Below are 14,478 nucleotides of genomic sequence, written 5' to 3'. Positions count from 1 at the left end.
CGCACCTGATAGACATCGGATGTATTCCTGACGGGTTGCGATGGAAGTCTGGGGGCGACGGGTGAGGCTGTTGCGGGTGGGCGCACCGGGGCAGGAGACCCCGGCGCTGCTGGACGAGGCCGGGCGGTTGCGCGACCTCGGTGGAGTGGTCGACGACCTGGACGGATCGTTCCTGGCCGACGGCGGCATCGAGCGGCTGGCCGGGATCGACGTCGAGGGGCTGCCGCTCCTTCCCGACGGCCTCCGGGTCGGGCCACCGCTGCGGCCGGGAAAAATCATCTGCATCGGCCTGAACTACCGGGACCACGCCGCCGAGACCGGCGCCCCGCTCCCGGCCGAACCGGTGGTCTTCATGAAGGCCCCGGACACCGTGGTCGGCCCCGAGGACGAGGTGCTGGTGCCACGCGGCAGCACCAAGACCGACTGGGAGGTCGAGCTGGCCGTGGTGATCGGGCGGACCGCCCGCTACCTGTCCGGCCCGGCGGAGGCGCTGCGCTGCGTCGCCGGCTACGCCGTCTCGCACGACGTCTCCGAGCGGGAGTTCCAGCTCGAACGCGGCGGCCAGTGGGACAAGGGCAAGAACTGCGAGACCTTCAACCCGCTCGGCCCGTGGCTGGTCACCGCCGACGAGGTACCCGACCCGCAGCGGCTGGGGCTGCGGCTCTGGGTCAACGGGGTGCTCAAGCAGGACGGCAACACCTCGAACATGGTCTTCCCGGTGGCCGAGACCGTGCACTACCTGAGCCAGTTCCTGGTGCTGCATCCCGGCGACGTCATCAACACCGGCACCCCGGCCGGGGTGGCGCTCGGCCAGCCCGAACCGAAGCCGTACCTGGTCGCCGGTGACGTCGTCGAGCTGGAGATCGACGGGCTGGGCCGGCAGCGCCAGACGATGGGGCAGGCATGATCTTCACCGGACTCGACATCGCCGACATCCGCTTCCCGACCTCCCGGGAACTCGACGGCTCGGACGCGATGAACCCCGATCCCGACTACTCGGCCGCGTACGTGGTGATCCGTACCGACGCCGGGGACGGGCACGAGGGGCACGGCTTCGCCTTCACCATCGGGCGCGGCAACGACGTGCAGGCCGCGGCGATCGCGTCGCTGCGGCCGTACCTGGTCGGGCGCGCGGTCGAGGCGGTCCTGGCCGACCTCGGCGGCCTCTGGCGGGAACTCGTGCACGACTCCCAACTGCGCTGGCTCGGCCCGGAGAAGGGCGTCATGCACATGGCGGTCGCCGCCGTGGTCAACGCGCTCTGGGACCTGCGGGCCAAGCGGGCCGGGCTGCCGCTCTGGCGACTGCTGGCCGGGATGAGCCCGGAGGAACTTGTCGACCTGGTCGACTTCCGCTATCTCAGCGACGCGCTGACCCGCGACGAGGCGCTGGCGATCCTCCGGGCCGCCCGCACCGGCCGGGCCGAGCGGGAGGAACACCTGCTGCGCGACGGCTTCCCCGCCTACACCACCTCGCCCGGCTGGCTCGGCTACGACGACGAGAAGCTGCGCCGGCTCTGCAAGGAGGCGCTCGCCGACGGCTTCACCCAGATCAAGCTGAAGGTCGGCGCCGACCTGCACGACGACATCCGGCGGATGGGGATCGCCCGGCAGACCTGCGGGCCGGACATCCGGATCGCCGTCGACGCCAACCAGCGCTGGGACGTACCGCAGGCGATCTCCTGGGTACGCGAGCTGGCGCCCTTCGACCCGTACTGGATCGAGGAGCCGACCAGCCCGGACGACGTCGTCGGGCACGCCACCATCGCCCGGGAACTCGCCCCGGTCCGGATCGCCACCGGCGAGCACGTGGCGAACCGGGTCGTCTTCAAGCAACTGCTCCAGCTCGGCGCGATCTCCTACCTCCAGATCGACGCCAGCCGGGTCGCCGGGGTCAACGAGAACATCGCGATCCTGCTGCTGGCGGCGAAGTTCGGCATACCGGTCTGCCCGCACGCGGGCGGGGTCGGGCTCTGCGAACTCGTCCAGCACCTGTCGATGTTCGACTACGTCGCCGTCGCCGGCTCGATGCAGGACCGGGTCATCGAGTACGTCGACCACCTGCACGAGCACTTCGTCGACCCGGTGGTGATCCGCCGGGGCCGGTACGTGGCACCGACCGCTCCCGGCTTCAGCGCCACGATGCGCCCGGAGACGCTGACCGAGTACGCCTATCCGGACGGCCCGGTCTGGGCCGCCCCGCCGGCCGAGGTGGCGGTGCCGTGACCGTCGAGAACCTGCCCGGCGACGGTGCCGGCGACGGTGCCGGTGCAGGCGCCGGCCGGGGCGAGTTTGCCGGCCTGGCGGCGGTGGTGACCGGCGGAGCCTCCGGGATCGGCCTGGCCACCGCCACCCTGCTGGCCGCCCGGGGCGCCCGGGTCGGCTGCCTGGACCTGAACCCGGGCGGTCTCCCCGAACCACTGCTCGGGTTCGCCGCCGACGTCTCCGACGACGCCTCGGTACGCGTCGGAGTGGCCGCCGCCGCCCGGGCGCTCGGCGGCATCGACGTACTCGTCAACAACGCCGGGATCGGCGCGCAGGGCACCGTGGAGTCCAATCCGGACGACGAGTGGCACCGGGTACTCGACGTGAACGTGGTCGGGATGGTCCGGGTGAGCCGGGCGGCGCTGCCGTACCTGCGCCGCTCCGCGCACGCCGCGATCGTCAACACCTGCTCGATCGCGGCCTGGGCCGGGCTGCCCAACCGGGCGCTCTACAGCGCCAGCAAGGGCGCGGTGCAGTCGTTGACCCTGGCGATGGCGGCCGACCACGTCCGGGAGGGGATCCGGGTCAACTGCGTCAACCCCGGCACCGTGGACACCCCGTGGGTACGCCGGCTGCTGGACGCCGCCGCCGACCCGGCCGCGGAACTCGCCGCGCTCCAGGCCCGCCAGCCCACCGGCCGGCTGGTCGGCGCGGACGAGGTGGCGGCGGCGATCGCCTACCTCGCCAGTCCACTGTCGGGGGCGACCACCGGCACGGTGCTGGGGGTGGACGGCGGCATGTACGGGCTGCGGCTGCGGCCGAACCCGCCCGGCTGAGCAACCCGATCCCGGTCCCTCCGATCCGGACCGGCGGCCGCACGGGCGGGTCGCCGGTCCCGTTGCCATTCCCTCGTTCCCTGCCGCCCGGCATCCATCCGATGTAACGATTCCGCGTGGCCGGTGACGGGGCGGCAGATTGCCGGTTCTGGGTCTTGCGGGGCCACGGGTGGACTGATAGACATCCGATGTATTACCCGCGTGTTTCCACATTGCCTCCAAGAACCGCCCACCGTATCCGCACCGGATGGAGGACCACAGTGAGACATACCGCCAAGTCCCTGGCGGGGATCGCGATGGCCGCGACTCTCGCCGTCGGCACCGTCGCCTGCGGCGAGTCGTCGTCGAGCGGGACGGGTGGCCAGACCGGCGGCAGCCCGCAGATCGGCATCGACCTGCCCCGCGCCGACTCCGACTTCTGGAACTCGTACGCCAAGTACGTCCCGCAGTTCGCCGACGAGTACGACATCAACCTGATGTCGCCGACCAACTCGCAGAACGACGTCGCCAAGCTGGTGGCCAACGTGCAGGCGATGGTGAGCCAGGGCGCCAAGGCGATCGTGATGGCGCCGCAGGACACCGGCGCGATCGCCTCCACCCTGAGCACCCTGGAGTCGAAGAAGATCCCCGTCGTCTCCGTCGACACCCGCCCCGACAAGGGCAAGGTCTTCATGGTGGTCCGGGCCGACAACCGGGCGTACGGGCAGAAGGCCTGCGAGTTCCTCGGTGAGAAGCTCGGCGGCAGGGGCAGGGTGATCGAGTTCCAGGGCTCGCTCTCCTCGATCAACGGCCGGGACCGCTCCGAGGCGTTCGCCGAGTGCATGAAGACGAAGTTCCCCGGGATCACCATCTTCGAGGAGCCGACCGAGTGGGAGGGGCCGAAGGCCGCCGCCGCGCTACAGACCCGGCTCGCCCAGCACCCCGACATCAAGGGCATCTACATGCAGGCCGGCGGCGTCTTCCTGGCCCCGACGCTCCAGGTGCTGAAGGCGAAGAACCTGCTGGTGCCGCCGACCGACCCGAAGCACATCTTCATCGTCTCCAACGACGGCATCCCGCAGGAGTTCGAGGCGATCCGCAAGGGCGAAATCGACGCCACCGTCTCGCAGCCCGCCGACCTCTACGCCAAGTGGGCGCTCTATTACGCCAAGGCGGCGGCCGAGGGCAAGACCTTCCAGCCCGGCCCGACCGACCACAACAGCACCATCATCGACGTCGGCAACGGCCTGGAGGACCAGATCGCCGCACCGCTGGTCACGAAGGAGAACGTCGACGATCCGGCGCTCTGGGGAAACCAGATCGGCAAGTGATGACCGGTCAGACGCAGACCGCAGGCACCGTGGCCGGGGCCGTCGCCCCGGCCGCGGAGGCCCGCGACATCTCCAAGCGGTACGGCGCGACCGTCGCGCTGCACTCCGCCGGCATCACCGTCGCACCGGGCGAGACGCACGCCCTGGTCGGGCGCAACGGCGCCGGCAAGTCCACCCTGGTGGCGATCCTCACCGGACTGCAACGGCCGGACGCCGGCCAGGTGCGCTTCGACGGGACCCCCGCACCGGCACTCGCCGACCGGGACGCCTGGCGGCAACGGGTCGCCTGCGTCTACCAGAAGTCGACGATCATCCCGACCCTGACCGTCGCGGAGAACCTCTTCCTCAACCGCCAGGCCGGTCGCGGGCTGATCGACTGGCGCGGGCTGCGGCGCCGCGCCGCCGACCTGCTCGACGGGTACGGCGTAGCCGTCGACCCGGCCGCGCCGGCCGGCAGCCTCAGCGTCGAGCAGCGCCAGCTCGTCGAGATCGCCCGCGCGCTCTCCTTCGGTGCGAAGTTCATCATCCTCGACGAGCCGACCGCCCAGCTCGACGCCGCCGCGATCGAACGGCTCTTCGACCGGATGCGCGAGTTGCAGGCCACCGGGGTGACCTTCCTGTTCATCTCGCACCACCTCCAGGAGGTCTACGAGGTCTGCCAGACCGTCACGGTGCTGCGCGACGCCCGGCACATCCTGACCCAGCCGGTCGACACGCTCTCCCGGGAGGCGCTGGTCGCCGCGATGACCGGCGACGCGGGGGAGACCCTGGCCGGGATCGACCGGCCGGCCGTACCGGAGAGCGCGCCGGTCGTACTCGACGTCGCCGGCCTCGGCCTCGCCGGCTCCTACACCGACGTCGACCTGCGGGTGCGGGCCGGTGAACTGGTCGGACTGATCGGGTCGGGCAGCAGCGGCAAGGTCGCGCTGGCCGAGACGATCGCCGGACTGCGCCGCGCCGACACCGGCACGGTGCGCCTGGCCGGCAATACCCCGAAGCCGGGCAGCGTGCCCGCCGCGCTCGCCGCCGGCCTCGGCTACCTGCCGCAGGACCGGCACCGGGAGGGGCTGGTGCCGCTGCTGTCGGTGGCGGAGAACGCCACCCTGCCGATCACCGACCGGCTCGGGCCGGCCGGGATCATCACGCCGGCCCGGCAGCGTGCGGTGGCCCAGCGCATGATCGAGCAGTACGACATCAAGACCGACGGTCCACACCAGCCGGTCAACGGCCTCTCCGGCGGCAACGCCCAGAAGGTCGTGCTCGCCCGCGCCCTGGCGAACGACCCGAAGGCGCTGGTGATGGTGAGCCCCACCGCGGGGGTGGACGTCCGCTCCAAGGACTCCCTGCTGCGGGCGGTGGCCGAGGCGGCGGCCCGGGGCACCGGGGTGCTGATCGTCTCCGACGAACTCGACGACCTGCGCTCGTGTGACCGGGTGCTGGTGATGTTCCACGGACGGGTGGTCCGGGAGGTCCGGCGGGGCTGGGCCGACGCCGAACTGGTGACCGCAGTAGAGGGAGTGGAGGAGCCGTGACCGGCACCCAGACAATCGCCAAGCCGCCGGCTCCGACGCCGGGACGGCCCGGACCGGGCGGCCGGGTGCCGCTGGCCCGGCTGCGGGACCTCGCGCTGGTACCCGCGATCCTGCTGCTCGTGGTGGTCGGCGCGGTCATCGACCCGGTCTTCCTCTCCGCCGCCAACATCACCAACGTGCTGCAACAGCAGACTGAGCTGGCCCTGCTGGTACTCGCCGAGGCGATCATCCTGATCGCCGGCAAGTTCGACCTGTCGCTGGAGTCGACGATCGGGCTCGCCCCGGCGCTGGCCCTGGCCCTGGTCATCCCGGCCGCCAGCAACGGGCTCGGCACCGAACTGCCGGCCAGCCTGGCCATCCCGATCTGCCTGCTCGCCGGGATGGCGATCGGGGCGTTCAACGGGCTGCTGATCCTGCGCTTCAAACTCTCCGCCTTCATCGTCACCCTCGGCATGCTGATCGTGCTGCGCGGTCTCCAGATCGGGATCACCGGCGGGCAGAACCTCTTCGACATCCCGCCGTCGGTGCTCTATCTGGGCAACGCGGTCTGGCTGGGCGTACCGGCGTCGATCTGGATCAGCGGGACGCTCTTCGTCGTCGGGATCGCCGCGCTCGGGTTCTTCCGGCACGGCCGGGCCGTCTACGCGATCGGCGGCAACACCGACGCGGCCCGGGCCGCCGGGATCCGTACCGACCGGGTCGTCTGGATCATCCTGATGATCGGCGGGCTGCTGGCGGCGCTGGCCGGGCTGCTGATGACCGGCCGGCTCGGCTCGGTCGCGGCGGCACAGGGCGACGGCATGATCTTCACCGTCTTCGCCGCCGCGGTGATCGGCGGGATCAGCCTCGACGGCGGCAAGGGGACGCTCTTCGGCGCGCTCTGCGGCGTCATCGTCCTCGGACTGATCAACAACATCCTGACCCTCGCCGGGGTCTCCGCGCAGTGGATCCAGGCCATCTACGGCGCCATCATCCTGATCGCGCTGATCCTGGCCCGGCTGACCTCCGGCAAGGCACAGGACTAACCCGCCGGTGGACCGGCCGGTCCGGCGTGCCCCGCCGACGGTACGCCGGACCGGTCCCGGCCGGAAAGCATCGAGAAGGAGCGTCGCAGCATGCAGCGGATCGCCCTGCACACCCGGCTCAAGCCGGGGCGGGAGGACGAGTACGACAGCGTCCACCAGGTCATCCCCGCCGAACTGGAGAGCGCGCTGCGCGCGGCCGGGGTGCACACCTGGCGGATCTGGCGGGACGGCCAGGACCTGTTCCACCTGGTCGAGGTGGAGGACTACCGGCGGATGCGGCACGAACTGCGCGACCATCCGGCGAACGTGCCGTGGCAGGCTCGGATGGCGGAACTGCTGGAGGTGCGGGACGACTACTCCGGTAACGACTCGGGCCTGTCGCTGGTCTGGGAGCTGCCCACCGGCCGACCGGAGGACCGGGGCGACGACGAGCGCGACGAGGAGACGGCATGACCGGGATCAGGGTGGGACGCTCCGATGTGGTCGTGAGCCCGCTGGGCCTCGGCTGCGCCCCGATCGGCAACCTCTACACGGCGGTCGGCGAGGCCGAGGCGCTGGCGACGGTCGCGGCGGCCTGGGAGTCCGGCATCCGCTACTTCGACACCGCCCCGCACTACGGCCTCGGGCTCTCCGAGCGCCGGCTCGGCGACGCGCTGCGTACGCTGCCGCGCGCCGAATACACCGTGAGCAGCAAGGTGGGGCGGCTGCTCGTACCGGACCGGTCCGGGGCGGGGCGGCGCGACGACGAGGGTTTCGACGTACCGGCCGACCACCGGCGGCTCTGGGACTTCAGCGCCGACGGTGTGCGGCGGTCGCTGGAGGCGAGCCTCGTCCGGCTCGGCCTGGACCGGATCGACCTGGTGCTGATCCACGACCCGGAGGACCACCGGACCCAGGCGCTGGAACAGGGCTATCCGGCCCTGCACGAGCTGCGCGCCCAGGGCGTCGTCGGCGCCATCGGGGTCGGCTCGAAGCAGTGGCAGGTGCTGCACCGGTTCGCCGCCGAGACCGACGTCGACGCGGTGATGGTGGCCGGCCGGTACACCCTGCTGGAGCAGCCGGCGCTGGACACGCTGCTGCCGGAGTGCGAGCGGCGCGGCGTCTCGGTGCTGAACGCGGGCGTCTTCAACAGCGGACTGCTCGCCGTCGAGCGGCCGCACGCCGGGCTGCCGTACGACTACGCCGACGCCCCGGCCGAGATCCTGGACCGGGCCCGGGCGATCGCCACGCTCTGCGCCGCGCACGGCACCACCCTGCCGGCGGCGGCGCTCGCCTTCGCCGCCGCGCACCCGGCGGTCGCCTCCGTGGTGGTCGGCGCGCACAACCCCGACCAGGTACGCCGGAACGCCGCACTGCACGCCGCCGCACCACCGTCCGGCGAGTTCTGGGCGGAGCTGGTCGCCGTGGGACTGCTCCGCCCGGACGCGCCGGTCCCCACCCACCGGGTCGGTACCCGGTGATCGTCGACGCGCACCACCACCTGTGGCGGGTCGAGGACGGCTACCGGTGGCTGGACGCACCCGAGCTGGCCCCGATCCGCCGCTCCTTCCTCCCCGCCGACCTGGTCGCCGAGCTGACGGCGGCCGGAGTCGACCGGACCGTACTCGTCGAGGGCGGTAGGTGCGACACCGCCGAGGCGGAGACCCTGCTCGGCTACGCGGTCGGCTGCCCGGCGATCGCCGGGGTGGTGGCCTGGGCCGACCCGGCCGACCCGGCGCTGGCCGAGACCATCGCCGGCTACCGTCGGCTGCCCGGCGCCGAGCTGCTGGTCGGGATCCGGCCACAGGTGCAGGCCGAGACCGACCCGGACTACCTGGACCGGCCGGAGGTGCGGCGCGGGCTGCGTACCATCGCGGAAGCCGGACTCGCCTTCGACGTGGTCTGCCGGGCGGACCAGTTGCCGGCGGTGGCCCGGGCCGCCCGCGACGTCCCCGAGCTGCGGTTCGTGCTGGACCACCTCGGCAAGCCGGCGATCCGGGACGGCGCGGCCGGACTGGCCGCCTGGGCCGGCCCGGTGGCGGAGCTGGCCGCCGCGCCGAACGCGACCGCGAAGCTCTCGGGGCTGGTGACCGAGGCCGACTGGCGGCGGTGGCTCCCGGCCGACCTGCGGCCGTTCGTGGCCGAGGCGGTCCGGCTGTTCGGACCCGAGCGGCTGATGTTCGGCTCCGACTGGCCGGTCTGCCGGCTCGCCGCCGACTACGGCGCGGTGCTGGCGGCACTGACCGAGGTGCTGCCGCCGCTGTCGACGGCCGAGCGGTCGGCGGTCTTCGGCGAAACGGCGGTCCGGACCTACCGGCTCGGCACCTGACCGGCGCCTAGTCTTCGCGGTACGGCGGAAGGATGTGGGAGGAACGCGTGGCGGTCACAGACGAGGCGATCGACAAGATCAAACAGATGATCGTCGCCGGTGAACTGCGCCCCGGTGACCGGCTGCCCCGGGAACCCGACCTGGCCGAGCGGCTCGGCCTGTCCCGCAACTCGCTGCGGGAGGCGGTCAAGGCGCTCTCGCTGATCCGGGTCCTCGACGTGCGCCAGGGCGACGGGACGTACGTGACCAGCCTCGACCCGGCGCTGCTGCTCGACGCGCTGAGCTTCGTCGTCGACTTCCACCGCGACGACACCGTACTGGAGTTCCTGGAGGTACGCCGGATCCTGGAGCCGGCCGCGACGGCGCTGGCGGCGCAGCGGATGACCGAGGAGCAGTTGGCCAAGCTGCGCGGCGTACTGGACGGGCTCGGCGACGATCCGAGCATCGACGAGCTGGTCGCCAACGACCTGGAGTTCCACCGGCAGATCGCGGCCTGTGCCGGCAACAACGTGCTGACCTCGCTGCTGGACAGCCTCTCCGGGCCGACCACCCGGGCCCGGGTCTGGCGGGGGCTGACCCAGGAGGGCGCGGTCAGCAAGACCCGGGAGCAGCATGCGGCGATCCTGGACGCGGTCGCGTCGGGGCAGCCGGAGCTGGCCCGGGCCTGGGCGACCGTGCACGTCGCCGGGGTGGAGGAGTGGCTGCGCCGGGTGCTCTGACGCCCGTTGGCCAGACGATCCGGAAGCGGTCCCGTGCCGTCGACCCGGTCCGGTCGAAGGCGGCCCCGGGCCTCAGTGCAGGCCGAGGCGGAAGACCTCGAAGCCGGCCGCGTACTTGACGCCCAGGCGGTTGCCGGTCTGCCGGGAGATGCCCTCCAGGAACTCCTCCGGGTCGAAGTCCCCGGTGCCGAGGCCGCGCAGATAGGCGGCATGCGCCTCCAGCGACCGGACGCCCAGCTCGAAGGTGTCGGTGATGTCGGCCGCGTGCTTCGACAGCGGTGAACCGGCCGCCCAGACCTCCCGGACCCCGCCCCAGCGCTCCAGCCCCTCGTCGAGCTGCTCCCGGAACACCCAGCGGTTGGCCGCGTCGCGGACGGCGTCGAGTACGGCCCGGCCGGTGACGATGTGGTCGGACATGTTCAGCGCGTCGCCGGCCTCGTCCCAACTGTCCCGGAAGTTGTTGGTGATCACGATCTCCGGCCGGTACCTCCGGATCACCCGGCTCAGGTCACGGCGCAGTGCGACGCCGTACTCCAGTACGCCGTCGGGCAGCCCGAGGAAGTCGAGCTGGGACACCCCGACGATCGCCGCGGAGGCCCGCTGCTCCTCCTCGCGGACCGGCCCGGCCTCGGCCGGGTCCATCCCGTCGATCCCGGCCTCGCCGCTGGTGAGCAGCGCGTAGCTGACCTCCTTGCCCTGCCGCGTCCAGCGTGCGACGGCCGCGGCGGCGCCGAACTCCAGGTCGTCGGGGTGGGCGACGATGGCGAGCGCGCGCTGCCAGTTCTCGTCGACGGGCTGGAGCGGGTGCGGAACGACGGGTGTGTCAGCAGTCATGGGGACCATCATCCTCGACGTCGCGACAAATTCCGGAGCCGGCCGCGACGACGCTGGCGGCGCGGTGGCCACCGCCGTCACGCCGTTCACCCCAGGAGCGGCGTGACTATGCGCAGCCGCAGTCGGCGTCCCGGTCGACCTGTGGCTCGGGCCCGCGGCGGTGTTTCATCGTGGGAATCGGCAGTCCGAGCGCCCTGGCGAGCCGTGGATCGGCCTGCCAGATCGCGCTCGGACCGAAGAGTGCCACCGCCAGTGCGGCGCCGTTCGGCCCGTAGACCGTCCATGCCGGATCCAGCGACGGTGCGAGGTGTTGCTGCGCGTTCCGCAGTCTGGCGACCAGCCGCCTGATCGCCGATCGGTTGCCGAGCCAGCCGTCGGCCGCGAGCTGGTCGCGGAGCCGGTCGATGGCTGCCGCCACCCCGGGTTCGGCCGCGAGTCGGCGGTGCCGGCCGCCGCGGGCGGCGCCTCCGGCGGCGATCGCGGGCCCGGCCGGGGCGTCGCGCAGCGCGCAGAACACGGCGAAGGCCAGGGTGTCCGGCTCCGGCGGCGGGCCGGCAACGATCAGCCGACCGTCCGCGTCGACGGCCACCGCACCCGTGCTGTTCAACGACGCGATGCACGCCCAGACGGCGGTCCGGGTGCCACCGACGAGGAAGGCGACCCCTGTCCCGTCCGGCTCGCCACGCGGCCGGACTCGACGTAGGAACCATGCGGCCACCGGCCAATAGTAGCGAGAACACGCCGGCGACCAGTTCGGCGACGACGTCGACGAAGATCGGGTACGCGCCGCAGCCCGCCAGCCTCCGCCAGGTCCGGTACGGCGGGATCGACCGGTCAGCGGCGCGGGTCGACGTGGATCTTCGGGGCGGCACCCCAGCCGGGATCACGTTCGCCGCGCAGCACTCCGGCCACCTCGTCCAATCCGACCGTGGCGGCCACCAGCGGGCGCGGGTCGACCGCGCCGGAGGCGTACAGCGCGATGGTGCCGGCGAGCCCGCCGGAGGCGCTGAGCACGCCGATCGCGGTGACGTCCCGGAGCACCAGTTCGCGGGTGTCGAGCAGGCTCGGCCGCTCGGCGAGGCCGATCCAGACCACCCGGCCGCCGGGCTCCACCCGCTGCACCGCGTACGCCGGAAGCCGCTCGTCGTTGCTGGCGTCGGCGACCGCGTCGAAGGGGAGTGTCGCCGGGTCCGGCAGGCTCCGGGCGGTCCAGACGTAGCCGAAGCCGAGCCGGCGGGCGACGTCGAGCGACGGTTCGTCCCGGCCGAGCAGGTGCACCTCGGCACCCCGGGCCGCCGCGATCTGCGCCACCAGCAGGCCGATGGTGCCCGGGCCGAGCACCAGCAGCCGCCGGCCGGGGCCGACCCGCGCCGCCTCGACCACCCGCAACGCGTTGCCGCCCGGTTCGACGAGGGCGCCGAGGGTCGGGTCGACCTGGTCGGGGAGCGGGTGCAGGGCCCGGACCGGCACCGGCAGCCGCTCGGCGAGCGCACCCGGCCAGCCGCCCCGGATGCCGATCTCGTGGCGCTCCGCGCAGAGGTGCTGTCGCCCGCCGAGACAGCGGGCGCAGCGGCCGCAGCCGAGCATGGTGTCGCCGGTGACCCGCCGCCCGAGCCACTCCTCGGGCACGCCGGGTCCGACCGAGGACACCACGCCGCACCACTCGTGCCCGATCCGCAGCGGGTAGCGGGCGTCGCCGCTGTGCAGGTACGCCATCTGCCCGGAGAAGAACTCGACGTCGGTGCCGCAGACACCGGCCCGCAGTACGTCGACGACGACCTCGTCCGGCCCGGCGACCGGGGGCGCGACGTCGCGTACCTCGGCGACGCCCGGACCGGTCACCACGAAGGCACGCACGGTCAGGTCACCGCCCCGGGCGTGGCACGACGGTGCGGTACCGGGGTGATCCGCCGAGGACGGCGTAGCTGGTACCCGAAGTTGTTCTTGATAATGGAGAGTATGCCTGCACTTCGGAGCGATCAGTGGTACGCCGGCTCGGACCGCAACGCCTACCTGCACCGCGCGTGGATGCGCCGTGGTGTGCCGGACTCGGCGTTCCAGGGACGGCCGCAGATCGCGATCGCCAACACCGCGTCGGACCTCACCCCCTGCAACCGGCACCTCGACGAGGTCGCGGCGAGCGTCGCCAACGGGATCTGGGAGGCCGGCGGGGTGCCGCTGAACCTGCCGGTGGTCTCGCTCGGCGAGACGCAGGTCAGGCCGACCGCGATGCTCTGGCGCAACATGGCGGCGATGGCGATCGAGGAGATGATCCGGGCCAACCCGGTCGACGGGGTGGTGCTGCTCGGCGGCTGCGACAAGACCATCCCGGCGCTGCTGATGGGCGCCGCCTCGGTGGACCTGCCGGCGGTGGTGGTGCCGGGCGGCCCGATGTTGACCGGCACCTTCCGGGGCGTGCCGCTCGGCTGCGGCACCGACGTGTGGCGGCTCTCCGAGGAGGTACGCGCCGGCACGCTCTCCCCGGAGGGCTTCCTCGACTCCGAGTCGTCGATGATCCGCAGCCGTGGCCACTGCAACACCATGGGTACCGCCTCCACGATGGGCCTGCTCGCCGAGGTACTCGGGATGACCCTGCCGGGCACCGCCGGCCTGCCGGCCCCGGACAGCCGGCTGCTGGCCCGCTCGCACGGCACCGGCAGGCTGATCGTGGAGATGGTCGCGGCACAGCGCCGGCCGAGTCAGGTGTTGACCGAGGCGTCGTTCCGGAACGCGATCGTCGCGCTGGCCGCGCTGGGCGGCTCCACCAACGCGGTCGTGCACCTGCTGGCCATCGCCGGCCGGGTCGGGGTGCCGATCACCCTGGACGACGTCGACCGGCTCGGCAGCGGGGTACCGCTCCTGGTCGACCTGCAACCGGCGGGCCGCTTCCTGATGGAGGACTTCCACCGGGCCGGTGGCCTGCCGGCGGTGCTGAACCAGGTCGCCGACCTGCTCGACCCGACCGCGCCGACGGTGACCGGGCGGCCGATCGGCGACTATCTCGCCGGGCACGAGATCAGCGACCCGGAGGTGATCCGGTCCCGGGAGGCGCCGCTGATGCCGGAGGCGGGGATCGCGGTGCTGCGCGGCAGCCTCGCACCGGCCGGCGCGATCATCAAACCCGCCGCCGCCTCCCCGCACCTGCTGCGGCACCGGGGCCGGGCGGTGGTCTTCGACTCGGTCGAGGACCTGCACGCCCGGCTCGACGACCCGGATCTCGACGTCGACGCCGACTCGGTGCTGGTGCTGCGCGGCTGCGGGCCGAAGGGCTATCCGGGGATGCCGGAGGTGGCCAACCTGCCGCTGCCGGAGAAGCTGCTGCGCCAGGGCGTACGCGACATGGTGCGGATCTGCGACGGCCGGATGAGCGGCACCGCGTACGGGACGGTGGTGCTGCACGTGGCGCCGGAGGCGGCCGCCGGTGGGCCGCTCGGCCGGGTACGCACCGGTGACCCGATCGTGCTCGACGTCGAGGCGCGCCGGCTCGACGTGGACATCCCGGCCGCCGAGCTGGCGGCCCGGCCGCCCGCCGAGGCGATGGCGACCGCCTTCGCCCAGCCGGCGCGCGGCTGGGAACGGCTCTACGTCGACACCGTGCTCGGCGCCGACACCGGCGCCGACCTGGCGTTCCTGGTCGGCGGCAGCGGCGACCGGGTGGCCCGCGAGTCGCACTGAGCGCCGGCACCCCCGGCGGGGTGTTCACCGGGGGTGC

At 72.8% G+C, this 14,478-nt stretch carries 14 protein-coding genes; 11 read left to right on the top strand and 3 right to left on the bottom strand.

The window, feature by feature from the left end; all coding sequences use genetic code 11:
- The first annotated feature begins 61 nt into the window (after window positions 1-61).
- The 10 genes from C6W10_RS20730 (at window position 62) to C6W10_RS20685 (ending at window position 9,932) form a co-directional block, all read left to right on the top strand.
- The gene (locus C6W10_RS20730; protein ID WP_107264138.1) at window positions 62-907 is read left to right on the top strand and encodes a fumarylacetoacetate hydrolase family protein; all 846 of its coding nucleotides are present in this window, start codon (window positions 62-64) and stop codon (window positions 905-907) included.
- Window positions 904-2,223 (top strand): L-fuconate dehydratase, encoded by a 1,320-nt coding sequence (locus tag C6W10_RS20725; RefSeq protein ID WP_107259719.1) that lies wholly within the window; start codon window positions 904-906, stop codon window positions 2,221-2,223. The genes C6W10_RS20730 and C6W10_RS20725 overlap by 4 nt, the downstream gene beginning before the upstream one ends.
- 11 nt (window positions 2,224-2,234) lie before the next feature.
- Window positions 2,235-3,038: an SDR family NAD(P)-dependent oxidoreductase gene (locus C6W10_RS20720; RefSeq protein ID WP_107264137.1), complete on the top strand. Its 804-nt coding sequence runs from the start codon at window positions 2,235-2,237 to the stop codon at window positions 3,036-3,038.
- Between the two features lie 260 nt (window positions 3,039-3,298).
- Window positions 3,299-4,348, top strand: a complete 1,050-nt coding sequence (locus C6W10_RS20715; RefSeq protein WP_234361359.1) for a sugar ABC transporter substrate-binding protein — start codon at window positions 3,299-3,301, stop codon at window positions 4,346-4,348.
- The gene (locus tag C6W10_RS20710; protein WP_107259717.1) at window positions 4,348-5,880 is read left to right on the top strand and encodes a sugar ABC transporter ATP-binding protein; all 1,533 of its coding nucleotides are present in this window, start codon (window positions 4,348-4,350) and stop codon (window positions 5,878-5,880) included. Before C6W10_RS20715 ends, C6W10_RS20710 begins: the two co-directional genes overlap by 1 nt.
- Window positions 5,877-6,905, top strand: a complete 1,029-nt coding sequence (locus tag C6W10_RS20705) for an ABC transporter permease (RefSeq protein ID WP_107259716.1) — start codon at window positions 5,877-5,879, stop codon at window positions 6,903-6,905. Before C6W10_RS20710 ends, C6W10_RS20705 begins: the two co-directional genes overlap by 4 nt.
- Window positions 6,906-6,995: 90 nt before the next feature.
- Window positions 6,996-7,358, top strand: coding sequence for an L-rhamnose mutarotase (locus tag C6W10_RS20700; protein WP_107259714.1), 363 nt, complete (start codon window positions 6,996-6,998; stop codon window positions 7,356-7,358).
- Window positions 7,355-8,365: an aldo/keto reductase gene (locus C6W10_RS20695; RefSeq protein ID WP_107259712.1), complete on the top strand. Its 1,011-nt coding sequence runs from the start codon at window positions 7,355-7,357 to the stop codon at window positions 8,363-8,365. Before C6W10_RS20700 ends, C6W10_RS20695 begins: the two co-directional genes overlap by 4 nt.
- Entirely contained in the window at window positions 8,362-9,213 is an 852-nt protein-coding gene (locus C6W10_RS20690) for an amidohydrolase (RefSeq protein WP_107259710.1), read from the top strand. The genes C6W10_RS20695 and C6W10_RS20690 overlap by 4 nt, the downstream gene beginning before the upstream one ends.
- A gap of 47 nt (window positions 9,214-9,260) precedes the next feature.
- Window positions 9,261-9,932 (top strand): FadR/GntR family transcriptional regulator, encoded by a 672-nt coding sequence (locus C6W10_RS20685; RefSeq protein WP_107264135.1) that lies wholly within the window; start codon window positions 9,261-9,263, stop codon window positions 9,930-9,932.
- Between the two features lie 72 nt (window positions 9,933-10,004).
- Here C6W10_RS20685 and C6W10_RS20680 read toward each other — a convergent pair whose 3' ends face one another.
- The 3 genes from C6W10_RS20680 to C6W10_RS20670 form a co-directional block, all read right to left on the bottom strand.
- The gene (locus C6W10_RS20680) at window positions 10,005-10,766 is read right to left on the bottom strand and encodes a PIG-L deacetylase family protein (protein ID WP_107259708.1); all 762 of its coding nucleotides are present in this window, start codon (window positions 10,764-10,766) and stop codon (window positions 10,005-10,007) included.
- A 106-nt stretch (window positions 10,767-10,872) separates the two neighbouring features.
- Window positions 10,873-11,484, bottom strand: coding sequence for a hypothetical protein (locus C6W10_RS20675; RefSeq protein ID WP_159104682.1), 612 nt, complete (start codon window positions 11,482-11,484; stop codon window positions 10,873-10,875).
- 116 nt (window positions 11,485-11,600) lie between these two features.
- Window positions 11,601-12,623 carry a zinc-binding dehydrogenase gene (locus tag C6W10_RS20670; RefSeq protein WP_107259704.1) on the bottom strand — a complete coding sequence of 341 codons (1,023 nt, stop codon included), beginning with the start codon at window positions 12,621-12,623 and terminating at the stop codon, window positions 11,601-11,603.
- Window positions 12,624-12,725: 102 nt separating this feature from the next.
- Between C6W10_RS20670 and C6W10_RS20665 the strand changes: the two genes are divergently transcribed.
- The gene (locus tag C6W10_RS20665) at window positions 12,726-14,441 is read left to right on the top strand and encodes a dihydroxy-acid dehydratase (protein ID WP_107259702.1); all 1,716 of its coding nucleotides are present in this window, start codon (window positions 12,726-12,728) and stop codon (window positions 14,439-14,441) included.
- Window positions 14,442-14,478 lie beyond the last annotated feature (37 nt).

The sequence above is a fragment of the Plantactinospora sp. BB1 genome (genome assembly GCF_003030385.1).
GTDB lineage: Bacteria > Actinomycetota > Actinomycetes > Mycobacteriales > Micromonosporaceae > Plantactinospora.
This window is presented reverse-complemented; position numbering and strand designations above follow the sequence as displayed.

Bases quoted from the DNA above. Each gene is read 5' to 3' on its own strand.
- C6W10_RS20665 (WP_107259702.1), top strand. From the start codon at position 12,726: ATGCCTGCACTTCGGAGCGATCAGTGGTACGCCGGCTCGGACCGCAAC.
- C6W10_RS20710 (WP_107259717.1), top strand. From the start codon at position 4,348: ATGACCGGTCAGACGCAGACCGCAGGCACCGTGGCCGGGGCCGTCGCC.
- C6W10_RS20695 (WP_107259712.1), top strand. From the start codon at position 7,355: ATGACCGGGATCAGGGTGGGACGCTCCGATGTGGTCGTGAGCCCGCTG.
- C6W10_RS20680 (WP_107259708.1), bottom strand. From the start codon at position 10,766: ATGACTGCTGACACACCCGTCGTTCCGCACCCGCTCCAGCCCGTCGAC.
- C6W10_RS20725 (WP_107259719.1), top strand. From the start codon at position 904: ATGATCTTCACCGGACTCGACATCGCCGACATCCGCTTCCCGACCTCC.
- C6W10_RS20700 (WP_107259714.1), top strand. From the start codon at position 6,996: ATGCAGCGGATCGCCCTGCACACCCGGCTCAAGCCGGGGCGGGAGGAC.